Origin of the sequence: Microbacterium sp. USTB-Y (assembly GCF_023703415.1) — a bacterium.
In the GTDB taxonomy this organism is placed as follows: Bacteria; Actinomycetota; Actinomycetes; order Actinomycetales; family Microbacteriaceae; genus Microbacterium.
Map to the genome: position 1 here is coordinate 236495 of NZ_JAGMTU010000004.1, position 13695 is coordinate 250189.

The window sequence follows — 13695 nt, forward strand, 5'->3', positions numbered from 1 at the left end:
ATCAGGGGCCTTCGAACCGCCAGACCGGATCCTCGGCGATCAACCGCTCGCGGGCGCCCTGCGGCGCTCCGGCGAGCTCGTCGCCGTCCCAGAAGAGCAGCATGCCCGCCTTCGTGGGCGTGGCCCGCGTGCGGAACAGGACTGCGTCGCCGACCCGTGCCAGGGCATGCTCCACCCGGGTCGTCCCCTGCAACGCGTGCAGGGTGCGCCAGGTCGGCGGCATGAGGGCGATCTCCCCCGCGTCCCGGGCGGCGAGCGCCGCCTCCGGAGTCAGCCAGCGGGTCTCGACGACCTCGTCCAGGGCCGGACGGATCGCCCCGCCGGGATCCGCGGCGACGAAGAACCAGGTGCGCACGCGCTTCGGGATGCCGGACGGCGGCACCCAGCACGACAGCAGCGCCAGGCGCTCCAGGGCGAGCCCGACCTCCTCGACGGTCTCGCGCACCGCGGCGCGTCCGGCGTCCTCGCTCTCGTCGGCGCCCGCGATCCGGTCCTCGGGCTCCACCATGCCCCCGGGGAACACCCATGCGCCCGCGAACGACCCTCTGTCCGGTCGCCGCAGCAGCAGCGCCTCGATGCCGTCCGCTGCGTCGCGCAGGATCACCGCGGTGCCCGCGACGGGCAGGTCGTCGTCCTCGGCGGAGCTCATCCGCCCATGCTAGGACGCACCCACGACGCGGTGCGCGACGACGGACCGATCCGGCCGGCTCAGGCCAGGTCGCGAACCCGCACGGATCCGGTCTCGGTGTGGTACCGGCGCTGCACCGCGTAGGACGCGATCGCGATTCCGAGACCGAGCACCGCAAGGCCGGCGCCCACCCAGGACGGCGCGGCGAAACCCCAGCCCCAGGCGATCACGAGCCCGCCGAGGAAGGCGCCCAGGCTGTTGCCGATGTTCAGCGCCGAGTGGTTCAGCGCCGCCGCGATGGACTGGTTGTCCCCCGCGACCTCCATGAGCCGCGTCTGGATCGCCGGGCTCAGGATCGAGGACAGCAGGGCCATGATGGACGAGAGCGGCACGAGCAGCCAGATCGAGAACGACAGGATCGCGAGCAGCACGAGCACGACGGCCATCGCCCCGAGGCCGACCAGCAGCGTGAGCCGGAGATTGCGGTCGCCGAAGACGCCGCCCAGCAGGTTGCCGACGGTCATCCCCAGCCCGAACACCACGAGCGTGATCGGCACCATCCATTCGGGAGCCCCCGCCCGCTCCGTGACGACGGGGGCGATGTAGCTGTAGACGGCGAAGAACCCGCCGAAGCCGATGGCGCCGGTCGCGAGCGCGAACCAGACCTGGGGACGCCGGAACACGCGCAGCTCCGCGCGGAACGTGCGTCCGGGATCCCCCTCGTGCTGCGGCACGAAGAAGGCGATGCACACCGTGGCGAGCGCGAACACGATCGTGACGACGAGGAACGCGCTGCGCCAGCCGACGTGCTGCCCGAGGTAGGTTCCCGCCGGCACGCCCACCACGTTCGCGATGGTGAGACCGGTGAGGATGAACGCCACGCCCTTGGCGCGCTTGCCCGGGCCGAGCACGTCGGAGGCCACGAGGGCGCCGATCCCGAAGTAGGCTCCGTGCGGCAGACCCGCGATGAAGCGCGCGAGGCCCACGGTCTCGAACGTGGGCAGCACCATGGCCAGGCCGTTGCCGAGGGTCAGCGCGATCGCGAGCCCGACCATCACGCGGTGGCGGGGGAAGCGCGCGACGAGGCCGGCGATGGTGGGAGCGCCGAGCACCACGCCCAGCGCGTAGAGCGACACCAGCAGGCCGGCGCGGCCGATCGCCTCGTCGGGGTTCTGCGCCCACAGCTCGGGCAGCAGGTCCTGCGCGATGTTGGGGAGCAGGCCCATGGCGACGAACTCGGTCATGCCGATGCCGAAGCTGCCGATGGCGAGGGAGAGGAGCGCCCGCATCGCCGCACCCCTCGAGAGGCTCGAGGGTTTCATCCGTCCAGCTTAGAGGCTGCCGGAGTCGTCGATCGCCCGCTCGAGGCGCGCGATCTTGCCGTCGATCTCGCCGGTGTAGCCCGGGCGGATGTCGGCCTTGAGCACGAGCGAGACGCGGGATCCGAACGGCATCACGGCCTCGGTGGCGCGCTTGACGACGTCCATGACCGTGTCCCAGTCGGGACCCTCGATCTCGGTGAACATGCTCGTGGTGCGGTGCGCGAGCCCGGAGGCGCGGACCACGGCCACCGCGGCGGCGACCGCGTCGTGCACCGAGGCATCGGCGCTCTCGGGGCGATCGGGGGCGGATCCGCTGGGGGCGACGGAGAAGGCGACGAGCATCAGGACCTCCTGGTTTCGGGGAGCTCGGGGGTGGGGGACGAGGGGCGGCGCACCGGCGTGCGCACGATCGCGCGGATCGCGACCACGCAGATGACCACGACGAGGATGTTGCGCGCGCTCAGCAGAGCGATCGGAAGCGCCTGCGCCGCCAGCAGCTGGTCGTACACGACCGGGTAGACCGCCTGGGTCAGCGCGTAGTCGACGAGGAGGAGGATCGCGGGGATCCGCACGCGAGGGCCGTCGAGCAGACACCACAGCACGACGGGGGCGAGCATCCACACCTGGAACTGCGGCGAGCCGACCTTGTTGCACGCGATCAGCACGGCGACCAGGGCGAGCATGGTCGCCGGCAGCAGGCGCCGCGCGGAGGCTCCGGCCCGGAGCTTCCACAGCGCCAGCGCGGCGATGACGACGACGCTGAGCGCCATCAGCGGGGTGAGCACGGCGGCGACGAGATCCACTCCGGGCCCGGTGAGCTGGAAGGTGAGGATGTCGCGGCTGTACTCGATCCGCGTCACGCCGATCTGGGTGAGCCACAGCAGCGGCGTCGCGCCGACCGCCTCGATCTGCAGGCCGCGGCCGCTCATCTGGCTGAGGAAGCCGAGGAGGTTCTTGGATCCGCCCAGCAGCACGAGGCCCAGCACGACGACGAAGGTCACGATCGCGGCGGAGGCGATCATCCGGATCCGCCCGCGCAGGAGCGCGAGACCGGCCACGAACAGGGCGCCAGGCCAGATCTTGATCCAGGCGCCGATCGTGAACAGGGCGCTCGCCACCGCCGGCCGGGAGAACAGCCACAGTCCGCCGATGATCGCGAGCGGCACGGTGATCGCGTCGATCCGGAACATCGCGATGGGACCGAGCAGCAGGAGCGCGAGCATCCAGAGCAGGGCCGCGGTCCTGCGGCCCCGGCTGCGGCGAGCCCGCGTGCCGCGCAGCAGGAACGCGAAGCCGATCGCGTCGAGCGCCGTCACCAGGATCGACCAGGCGACGACGTAGCTCGCGGATCCGACCGCGTACGCCCCCGGGAACAGCGGATGGATCAGCTGCGAGATCCCCTGCGCGATCAGCATGGGCACGAGCGCGAGCTGCGGGTAGACCCAGCTCTCGGTGACGCCGACGATCGCTCCCCCGCCGAGCGCGTTCCTCGCCCACGGCTCGTACACGAACACGGTGTCGCCCATCGGCAGCGCCGGCATCCACCACCCGATCATCGCGACGTACAGGTGCGCGACGACGAAGGCCAGCCAGAGCACCGAGAGCGGCAGGCCCGCCCGGCGCAGAGCCGCGGATGCGCGACGCTCGCCGCCTCGGGTCGGTTCGGCACGGGTCGCGCCCGTCGGCTCGGCACCGCTCACACGCGGCCCTCCTCGGTCTCTTCGTGGTGTTCGTTCTCGTCGGGGTCGCCATCGCCGGCGAGCACCCCCGCGATGGCGGCGGGCAGCGCCTCCGCGACGTCCAGGGCGACGAGGGGGTGCCCCGGGGATCCGTCCGCCGGGTCGGCCTCGGCGGCGATCCGTCCGGCCGCTCCGTGCAGCCACGCCGCACTCGCGGCGAGATCGGCCAGCGGAGTCCCACGCCCGGCGGCCCGATCGGCGGCGACGAGTGCGCCGAGCACACCCGCGAGCACGTCTCCGGTGCCCGCCGCGGCGAGCCAGGCGGTGCCGGCGTCCACCGCGATCGCATACCCGGCCCCGGACTCGGCGACGAGGGTCGTCGCGCCCTTGAGCAGCACGGTGCCGCCGAGCGCGCCCGCCGTCTCGACCACGGCCGCCGCGCGCCGGACGGGGTCGTCCAGGATCTCCGGCCCGGCGGAGGCCAGGCCCAGCGTCTCGCGCAGCCGGGCGAACTCCCCGGCGTGCGGGGTGGCGACCACCGGGGCGGAGGACGGGAGCAGCCCCAGCGCGCCGGCGTCGACGACGACCGCTGCAGTACCGGAGAGCACGCGGCGCAGCGCGTCCGTCTCCTCGGCGGAGCGCAGCGCGGGGTCGGTGCCGGATCCGATCACCCAGGCGTCGGCCCGTGCCTCCTCCCCCGCTGCCGGCTCGGAGACGACGGTCTCAGGGCGGCGTGCGAGCACCAGATCCACGGCACGGCGCGGTCCGACGTAGCGCACATAGCCCGATCCGGCGCGCCATGCCGCCTCGACGCCGAGCACGGCGGCACCGGGATACGCATCGGATCCGGTGCGCAGCGCGACGACGCCGCGACTGCGCTTGTCGTCGGTCCGGCCGGGCACGCGCAGCAGGTGGCGGACGTCCCGGCGCGTCCACACGAGGCGGCCGTGCGCGTCGAGGACGCCGGCGGGCGGAGAAGGCATGGGATCCACGGTACTGGGCCGCGGCTGTGCGCGCCGTCGCATCGCCTCGAGGCACGGAAACGACGACGACGGATCCGCACCCCCTCCACGGCGGGTAGCGTCGTCGCGTGAGCCTTCTGTTCTCCCCGATGACCATCCGCTCCCTCACCCTGCGCAACCGCCTGTGGGTCTCCCCCATGTGCATGTACAGCGCCGTCGACGGCCTGCCGCAGGAGTGGCACCACACGCACCTCGCGCAGTTCGCCTCGGGCGGCGCCGGCCTCATCGTCGCCGAAGCCACCGCGGTGCTGCCCGAGGGCCGGATCAGCCCGCGCGACACGGGTCTGTGGAACGACGCCCAGCGCGACGCCTGGGCGCCGATCGTGGCGGCCGCGCACGCCCGCGGCGCGCACATCGGCGTGCAGCTCGCCCACGCCGGACGCAAGGCGTCGACGTGGTGGCCGTGGGCCGGGGAGTCCGGATCGGTGCCCGCGACCGAGGGCGGATGGCCGACGGTCGCCCCGTCCGCGATCGCCTTCGAGGGCTTCGCGGAGCCTGCGGCACTCGACGACGCCGGGATCGCCGCCGTCGTCGCGGGTTTCGCCGACGCTGCGCGCCGCGCGCTGGACGCGGGCTTCGACGTGCTGGAGATCCACGGCGCGCACGGCTACCTGCTGCACCAGTTCCTGTCGCCGCTGAGCAACCACCGCGAGGACGCCTACGGCGGGACCCTGGAGAATCGCGCACGGCTGCTGCTCGAGGTCACCGCGGCCGTGCGCGCGGTCGCGGGCGAGGAGGTCCCCGTCTTCGTGCGGATCTCGGCCACCGACCACGCTCCCGGCGGCTTCACCCCCGACGAGGCGGCGATCGTGGCCGACTGGGCGGTGGCCCGCGGGGCCGATCTCATCGACGTGTCCAGCGGCGGGCTCGTCGCCCATCAGCGGATCGACGTGCACCCCGGGTATCAGGTCCCGCTCGCCGCCACGGTGCGCCAGGGCGGCCGCATCCCGTCCTCCGCGGTCGGACTGCTGACCGACGGCGCCCAGGCCGAGGCCGTGCTCCAGAGCGGCGCCGCCGACGCGGTCTTCGCGGGCCGGGAGTGGCTGCGCGACCCGCATTTCGGCCTGCGGGCCGCGCACGAGCTCGGCGACGCCGTCGCCTGGCCCGATCAGTACCTCCGCGCGCGCTGGCGCTGATCAGCGTCCGAAGCCGCGCCGCGTGATGTCGCGCACCTCGCCGACGAGCTCCTCGATGATGTCCTCCAGGAACAGGATCGCGGTGGTCTCGCCGGAGGCGTCGCGCACCTGCGCGAGGTGACGCCCCGCGCGCCGCATGATCGCGAGCGCGTCCTCCAGGTCGGTGTCCTCCTGCATCGGCACCATCTGATGGATCCGCTTCGCGGGGATCGGCAGCCCGGCCCGTGCCGCGGCCTCCGGCCCCTCGGCGGAGCGGATGACGTCCTTCAGGTGCACGTAGCCGACCGGCACCCCTTCGGCGTCGACCATCACATAGCGGGAGAAGCCGTGCTTGGCGACCGCGCGCTCCACGTCGTCCGGGGTCGCGCCGAGCGGCAGCGTCACCAGGTCCGCCAGCGGCACCGCGACGTCGCGCGCGTCCTTGTCGGTGAACTCCACCACCGCGCTCACCGTGCCCGCCGAGTCGGCGAGCACGCCCTCGCGCCGGGACTGGTCCACGATCGTCGCGACCTCGTCGAGCGTGAAGGTCGAGGCGGCCTCGTCCTTCGGCTCCACGCGGAACAGCCGCACGACGCCGTTGGCCGTCGCGTTCAGCCCGCGGATCACCGGGTAGAACACCTTCGAGATCCACACCAGCGGGGTCGCGAGGATGAGCACGGCGCGGTCCGGCACCGAGAAGGCGAGGTTCTTCGGCACCATCTCGCCGAAGACCACGTGCAGGAACGACACGATCACCAGGGTGATGATGAACGCGATCGCGTCCACCGCCGCCTCGGCGAGTCCGATGGCCCCCAGGGGCGCGGCGAGCAGGTGGTGCATCGCCGGTTCCGAGACGTTCAGGATCAGCAGCGAGCACACCGTGATGCCCAGCTGCGAGGTCGCGAGCATGAGCGTCGCATGCTCCATCGCGTACAGGGCGGTGCGCGCGGATCGGGATCCGCGTTCGGCGAGCGGCTCGATCTGCGAACGGCGCGCCGAGATCACCGCGAACTCCGCGGCGACGAAGAAGGCGTTGAAGGCGAGCAGCACGAACAGCCATGCGATTCCGGCCCAGTCGTTCATCGCTCACCCCCTTCCTCGACGGCCGGATCCGCGACGAAGCGGATCCGATCCACGCGGCGGCCCTGCATGCGCACGACGTGCAGCGTCCCGCCGGCCACGGGCACCTCGTCCCCGGCCTTGGGCAGGCGCTCGAGCACGCTCATCACGTACCCGCCGACGGTGTCGTAGACGTCGCCCTCCGGCACCTCGATGCCGGTGCTGGCCCGCAGCTCGTCGGGGCGCAGCTCGGCGGGGAAGGTGATGCCGTCACGGCCCCGGACCACGCCGGCGCGGGTGCGGTCGTGCTCGTCGGAGACCTCGCCGACGATCTCCTCGACCAGATCCTCGAGCGTGACGATCCCGGCGGTGCCGCCGTACTCGTCCACGACGATCGCGAGCTGGTAGCCGCCGCCGCGCAGCTCGGCCACGAGCGCGTCCAGGTGCACCGTCTCGGGCACCCGCAGCGGCTCGGAGGAGAGCGCGCCGACCGGCACCTCCGTGCGCCGGTCGCGCGGCACCGACACCGCGGCCTTGAGGTGCACGACGCCGGTGATGTCGTCGAGGTCCTCGTCGTACACGGGGAAGCGGCTGTGGCCGGTGCGCCGGGCCAGGCCGATCACGTCATCGGCGGACTCGGCGGCGGCGATCGCGTGCATGCTGGGGCGCGGGGTCATCACGTCGCCGGCGGTGAGGCGCGCGAACCCGAGGCTGCGGTCCAGCAGGGTCGCGGTGTCCTCCTCGAGAACGCCGGCGCTGGCGGAGCGTCGTACGAGCGAACTGAGCTCCTCGGCCGAGCGGGCGCCGCTGAGCTCCTCCTTGGGCTCGATGCCCATCGCCCGCAGCACCCCGTTCGCGCTGCCGTTGAGCAGCGCCACGATCGGCCGGAAGACCGTGGTGAAGGCGGTCTGGAACGGGATCACGACCTTCGCGGTCGCGACCGGCAGCGCCATCGCGAAGTTCTTCGGCACGAGCTCCCCGAGGATCATCGAGAGCATCGTGGCGACGGTCATGGCCACGATCACCGCGATGGTCACCGTGACCGGCTCGGGCAGGCCCCAGGACGACAGCACGGGGCGCAGCAGGTTCGACAGCGCCGGCTCCATGGTGAAACCGGTGAGCAGCGTCGTCAGGGTGATGCCCAGCTGCGCCGACGACAGATGCGTCGAGGTGATCTTGAGAGCGGCGATGGTCATGCCCAGCCGGCTCTCGCCGCGATCCCGCCGCGCCTCCAGATCGGCGCGGTCCAGGTTCACCAGCGCGAACTCGCTGGCGACGAACAGGCCCGTCCCGACGATGAGCAGAAGCCCCACGCCCAACCAGATGTAGTCCATCACGGTGTCACCTCCGACGAAGCGGAGAGCGGGCAGTGGGGCGAGGTACTACACGAGGGAGGGTCGTCCATGGTGGCACCGATTCTACTGTCCCTCGGCGGCGGCGAAGCTGAACGGATGCCCGATCGCTCCCGTGCTCACCAGCTGACCGGCAGCGCCTTGCCCTCTTCATACCCCGCGGCCGACTGCAGTCCGACCAGCGCCCGCTCGTGGAACTCCGGGACGGACGAGGCGCCCGCGTAGGTGAACGAGGACCGCACTCCCGAGGTGATCATGTCGACCAGGTCCTCGACGCCGGGCCGGAGCGGATCCAGGTAGATCCTCGACGACGAGATGCCCTCGGCGAACAGCTCCTTGCGCGCCCGCTCGTAGGCGTCGAGGCGTCCGAAGCGCGCCTGCACGGCCTTGGTCGACGCCATCCCCCAGGACTCCTTGTAGATCCGCCCCTCGGCGTCCGCCTGCAGCTCGCCCGGAGCCTCGATCGTGCCCGCGAACCAGGAGCCGATCATCACCGACGCGGCGCCCGCGGCGAGCGCCAGGGCGACGTCGCGCGGATAGCGCACCCCGCCGTCCGCCCACACGTGCGCGCCCAGCTCCGCGGCGGCCTGCGCCGTCTCCAGCACGGCCGAGAACTGCGGGCGGCCGACCGCCGTCATCATGCGGGTGGTGCACATCGCACCGGGTCCCACGCCGACCTTGAGGATCGATGCGCCGGCATCGACGAGATCGCGCACGCCGTCCGCCGTGACGATGTTGCCCGCCACGATCGGGATGCCCAGCTCGAGCGCCGCGACCGTGCGCAGGGCGCGCAGCATGCCCTCCTGGTGGCCGTGCGCCGTGTCCACCACGAGCACGTCGACACCGGCGGCCGCCAGCGCCCTCGCCTTGGCCGCGACGTCGCCGTTGATGCCGACCGCCGCGGCGACCGCGAGGCGCCCCGACGCGTCGACCGCCGGGCGGTACAGAGTGGAGCGCAGCGCGCCGCGCGCGGTCTGCGTGCCGACGAGGTGACCGTGCTGCAGCACCGTCACCATCTCGGCGTCCACGGCCGTGATCGCGTCGAATGCGGCACGCGGGTCCGCCACGTCCTCGGCGTCCAGGGACGGGGTGTCCGCGCGGGTCAGGTCGCCCAGCTGCGCGTCGCGCAGCGCGGTCGCGAGCCGGGCGGCCGGGAGGATTCCGTGGATCGCGTCGATGTGCAGGCCGTCCGGACCGCCGGGCGCCTCCGCGACGACGATGCCGTGCCCGTCGGTCGCCGGCATCAGCCGCAGCGCGTCCTCCACGGTCGCGAGCGGCGAGAGCACGATCGGGGTGTCCCAGGCGACCGGCTGGCGCTTGACCCAGCGGATCGCCTCGTCCAGCTCCTGCAGCGGCATGTCCTGCGGGAGCACGCCGATGCCCCCGCGGCGGGCCAGGGTGGCGGCGAGCCGGGGGCCGGTCACGGAGTTCATGTTCGAGGACACCAGCGGGATGGTCGCGGGGGTCCCGTCCTGCGGCGCCAGATCCACCTGCAGGCGGCTCGTCACATCGGAGCGACGCGGCACCAGGAACACGTCGGAGTAGGTGAGATCGACCATCGGGAGTTCGCCGGAGAACTGCATGCTCTCAGGGTAGCCGTCCCCCGCCGGAACGCCTCGGGTGCCGCGGGTGCCGGCTCGCCCGCCCTGCGGATCCGGAATGCCGTGATCCGGATCCGGAATGCCTCCCGTGACCGGGCCGTCGCGCGCCCATGTCGGCGACCGCGGAGCCCCGCAGACCCGTTAGGCTTGATACCCGGATGAGTGGCCATACCCGGAGATCACCGGGGACGGATCCCACCGCTTCAGCGACGAAAGAGGGCGATCGAGCGTGTCGAGCCAGGTGACCGGCGTCGGGACTTCTGGAGATGGAGAGTTCGGAGCCAATTCCTGGCTCGTCGACGAGCTGTACGAGCAGTTCAAGGTCGACCGCAACTCCGTCGACAAGGAGTGGTGGCCGGTTCTCGAGAACTACCGTCCGTCGGAAGCCGGATCCCCCGCCCCCGCCGCGTCGCCCGCACCGGCCGCGGCCGCCGAGGTCACGCACCCGGTGACGGCGCCGATCCCGGTGATCGGCCAGCAGCCGGTCGCCCGCACCACGACGAAGCCGGCCCGGCAGGCGCCGATCCCGGCACAGGCCCAGGACCGCACGGCCGCCGAGCCCGGCGCCGAGCAGCACGAGGACCTCGTGACGCCGCTGCGCGGCATGCCCAAGACCCTCGCCGCCAACATGGACGAGTCTCTGACCGTGCCCACCGCGACGAGCGTGCGCACCGTGCCGGCGAAGCTGATGATCGACAACCGGATCGTCATCAACAACCACATGTCCCGCACCCGCGGCGGCAAGGTCTCCTTCACGCACCTCATCGGCTGGGCGCTGATCCAGGCACTGAAGGAGTTCCCGAGCCAGAACGTGTACTACGCGGAGGTCGACGGCAAGCCGAGCGTGGTCGCACCCGCGCACGTCAACCTGGGCATCGCGATCGACATCCCCAAGCCCGACGGCACCCGCGCCCTCCTCGTCCCCTCGATCAAGCGCGCCGAGACGCTCACCTTCAGCGAGTACCTCTCCGCCTACGAGGACCTCATCGGGCGCGCCCGCGGCAACAAGCTGACGGCCGCCGACTTCCAGGGCACCACGCTCTCGCTCACCAACCCGGGCGGCATCGGCACCGTGCACTCGGTGCCGCGTCTGATGAAGGGCCAGGGCTGCATCATCGGCGCCGGCGCCCTCGAGTACCCGGCCGAGTTCCAGGGATCCAGCCAGAAGACGATCGACGTCCTCGGCATCGGCAAGACGATCACGCTCACCAGCACCTACGACCACCGGGTCATCCAGGGCGCCGGATCCGGCGAGTTCCTGAAGAAGGTGCACGAGCTCCTCATCGGCGAGCGCGGCTTCTACGAGGGTGTCTTCCGCGCGCTGCGCATCCCCTACGCTCCGATCCACTGGAGCAAGGACATCGCGGTCGACCTCGCCGAGCGCATCGACAAGACCGCACGCGTGCAGGAGCTCATCAACTCCTACCGGGTGCGCGGACATCTCATGGCCGACATCGACCCGCTCGAGTACGTGCAGCGCACGCACCCCGACCTCGAGATCGAGACCCACGGCCTGACGTTCTGGGACCTCGACCGAGAGTTCGTCACGAACGGCTTCGGCGGCCAGCGCCAGCTCAAGCTCCGCGAGATCCTCGGTGTCCTGCGCGACTCCTACTGCCGCACGATCGGCATCGAGTACATGCACATCCAGGATCCGGAGCAGCGCCGCTGGTTCCAGGACAAGGTCGAGGTCAAGTACGTCAAGCCCGGCCACGACGAGCAGCTGCGCGTGCTCAGCAAGCTCAACGAGGCCGAGGCCTTCGAGACCTTCCTGCAGACCAAGTACGTCGGCCAGAAGCGCTTCTCGCTCGAGGGCGCGGAGTCGCTCGTGCCGCTGCTCGACGAGATCCTGCAGGGCGCGGCCGGGGCGGGCCTCGACGGCGCCGCGATCGGCATGGCGCACCGAGGCCGGCTGAACGTGCTCGCGAACATCGCGGGCAAGACCTATGGTCAGGTCTTCCGCGAGTTCGAGGGCTCCATGCAGCCGGGCAACCAGCGCGGATCCGGCGACGTGAAGTACCACCTGGGTAAGGAAGGCACCTTCGTCGCCGATGACGGCGCCGAGCTGCCGATCCTCCTCGCGGCCAACCCGTCGCACCTGGAGACCGTGGACGGGGTGCTCGAGGGCATCACGCGGGCCAAGCAGGACCGCAAGCCGATCGGGACCTTCACCTGGCTGCCGATCCTCGTGCACGGCGACGCGGCCTTCGCCGGCCAGGGCGTCGTCGTGGAGACCCTGCAGATGTCGCAGCTGCGCGGCTACCGCACCGGCGGGACCGTGCACGTCGTGGTCAACAACCAGGTCGGCTTCACCACGCTGCCGAACGACTCGCGCACCTCCGTGTACGCGACCGACGTCGCCAAGACCATCCAGGCGCCCGTGCTGCACGTGAACGGCGACGACCCCGAGGCCGTGGTGCACGTCGCCCAGCTCGCCTTCGAGTACCGCGAGCGCTTCCACCGCGACATCGTGATCGACCTCGTCTGCTACCGCCGCCGCGGGCACAACGAGGGCGACGACCCGTCGATGACGCAGCCGCTGATGACCGACCTGATCCAGGCGAAGCGCTCCGTCCGCAGTCTGTACACGGACGCGCTCGTCGGCCGCGGCGACATCACCCAGGAAGAGTACGACCAGGCCAAGGCCGACTTCCAGAACCGCCTGGAGATCGCGTTCGCCGAGACGCACGCGGCGGAGACCGGCGCCACGCCGATCATGCCCGACCTTCCCCCGGTCGACGCGCAGACGGGATCCCTGGAGTTCTCCGGCGTGCCCGTCGAGGTCGTCCACCTCATCGGCGACGCGCACGCGAACAAGCCCGAGGGCTTCACCGTGCACCCGAAGCTGCAGCAGGCGATGGCCAAGCGCGTCGACATGAGCCGCAACGGCGGGATCGACTGGGGCTTCGGCGAGCTGCTCGCCTTCGGGTCCCTGCTGGTCGAGGGCATCCCGGTGCGCCTCGCCGGCCAGGACTCCCGTCGCGGCACCTTCGTGCAGCGCCACGCCGTGCTGCACGACCGCGCGAACGGCCAGGAGTGGCTGCCGCTGGCGAACCTCTCCGACAACCAGGCCCGCTTCTTCGTGTACGACTCGCTGCTCAGCGAGTACGCCGCGCTCGGCTTCGAGTACGGCTACTCGGTGGAGCGTCCCGAGGCGCTGGTGCTCTGGGAGGCGCAGTTCGGCGACTTCGTCAACGGCGCGCAGTCGGTCATCGACGAGTACATCTCCGCGGCCGAGCAGAAGTGGGGCCAGCAGTCGAGCGTCGTGCTGCTGCTGCCGCACGGCTACGAGGGTCAGGGACCGGACCACTCCTCGGCGCGCATGGAGCGCTTCCTGCAGCTGTGCGCGCAGGACAACATGACGGTCGCGCGCCCGTCCACCCCGGCAAGCTACTTCCACCTGCTCCGCCGGCAGGCGTACGCGCGTCCGCGCCGACCGCTGATCGTCTTCACGCCGAAGGCCATGCTGCGTCTGCGCGGCGCGACCAGCCCGGTGGAGGACTTCACGCAGGGCCGGTTCGAGACGGTGATCGACGACAGCCGCGAGCTGGACCGGAACGCCGTCAAGCGCGTGATCTTCCACTCCGGCAAGGTGCACTGGGACCTGGTGTCGGAGCTCGAGAAGAACCCCAACCCCGAGGTCGCCCTGGTGCGGGTCGAGCAGCTCTACCCGGTGCCGCTGCGCGCCCTGAAGACCGTAGCCGACACATACCCGAACGCCGAGATCGTCTGGGTCCAGGAGGAGCCGGAGAACCAGGGCGCCTGGCCGTTCCTCGCGCTGCACTTCCAGACCGTGCCGGGCCCGCGCGTCGTGCGCCCGATCACGCGCCCGGCCTCGGCCGCGCCGTCGACGGGTTCCTCGAAGGTGCACGCCGCGGAGCAGGCCGATCTGATCGCGCGGGCACTGACCCTCTGAG

The 13695-nt window shown here is 71.8% G+C and carries 10 protein-coding genes; 2 read left to right on the forward strand and 8 right to left on the reverse strand.

Features of this window, described 5'->3' with window-relative positions:
* Position 1: 1 nt before the first annotated feature.
* The 5 genes from J8G10_RS11890 to J8G10_RS11910 are packed head-to-tail and all read right to left on the reverse strand — an operon-like array spanning position 2 to position 4612.
* Positions 2–649, reverse strand: coding sequence for an NUDIX domain-containing protein (locus J8G10_RS11890; RefSeq protein WP_251444851.1), 648 nt, complete (start codon positions 647–649; stop codon positions 2–4).
* 59 nt (positions 650–708) lie between these two features.
* Positions 709–1950, reverse strand: a complete 1242-nt coding sequence (locus J8G10_RS11895; RefSeq protein WP_251444854.1) for an MFS transporter — start codon at positions 1948–1950, stop codon at positions 709–711.
* Positions 1951–1959: 9 nt separating this feature from the next.
* Positions 1960–2292: a thiamine-binding protein gene (locus tag J8G10_RS11900; RefSeq protein ID WP_251444857.1), complete on the reverse strand. Its 333-nt coding sequence runs from the start codon at positions 2290–2292 to the stop codon at positions 1960–1962.
* Positions 2292–3650 (reverse strand): hypothetical protein, encoded by a 1359-nt coding sequence (locus J8G10_RS11905; RefSeq protein ID WP_251444860.1) that lies wholly within the window; start codon positions 3648–3650, stop codon positions 2292–2294. Before J8G10_RS11905 ends, J8G10_RS11900 begins: the two co-directional genes overlap by 1 nt.
* Entirely contained in the window at positions 3647–4612 is a 966-nt protein-coding gene (locus J8G10_RS11910; RefSeq protein WP_251444863.1) for an ADP/ATP-dependent (S)-NAD(P)H-hydrate dehydratase, read from the reverse strand. Before J8G10_RS11910 ends, J8G10_RS11905 begins: the two co-directional genes overlap by 4 nt.
* Positions 4613–4719: 107 nt before the next feature.
* Between J8G10_RS11910 and J8G10_RS11915 the strand changes: the two genes are divergently transcribed.
* Positions 4720–5787, forward strand: coding sequence for an NADH:flavin oxidoreductase/NADH oxidase (locus J8G10_RS11915; RefSeq protein ID WP_251444866.1), 1068 nt, complete (start codon positions 4720–4722; stop codon positions 5785–5787).
* Here the strand turns inward: J8G10_RS11915 and J8G10_RS11920 are convergent, their stop codons facing one another.
* The 3 genes from J8G10_RS11920 to J8G10_RS11930 form a co-directional block, all read right to left on the reverse strand.
* A complete protein-coding gene (locus J8G10_RS11920; protein WP_251444869.1) occupies positions 5788–6849 on the reverse strand; it encodes a hemolysin family protein in 1062 nt (353 codons plus the stop codon).
* Positions 6846–8159: a hemolysin family protein gene (locus J8G10_RS11925; protein WP_251445392.1), complete on the reverse strand. Its 1314-nt coding sequence runs from the start codon at positions 8157–8159 to the stop codon at positions 6846–6848. The genes J8G10_RS11920 and J8G10_RS11925 overlap by 4 nt, the downstream gene beginning before the upstream one ends.
* Positions 8160–8296: 137 nt before the next feature.
* Entirely contained in the window at positions 8297–9760 is a 1464-nt protein-coding gene (locus tag J8G10_RS11930; protein ID WP_251444872.1) for a GuaB1 family IMP dehydrogenase-related protein, read from the reverse strand.
* Positions 9761–10007: 247 nt separating this feature from the next.
* Between J8G10_RS11930 and J8G10_RS11935 the strand changes: the two genes are divergently transcribed.
* The gene (locus J8G10_RS11935; RefSeq protein ID WP_251444875.1) at positions 10008–13694 is read left to right on the forward strand and encodes a multifunctional oxoglutarate decarboxylase/oxoglutarate dehydrogenase thiamine pyrophosphate-binding subunit/dihydrolipoyllysine-residue succinyltransferase subunit; all 3687 of its coding nucleotides are present in this window, start codon (positions 10008–10010) and stop codon (positions 13692–13694) included.
* The last annotated feature ends 1 nt before the right edge of the window (position 13695 follow it).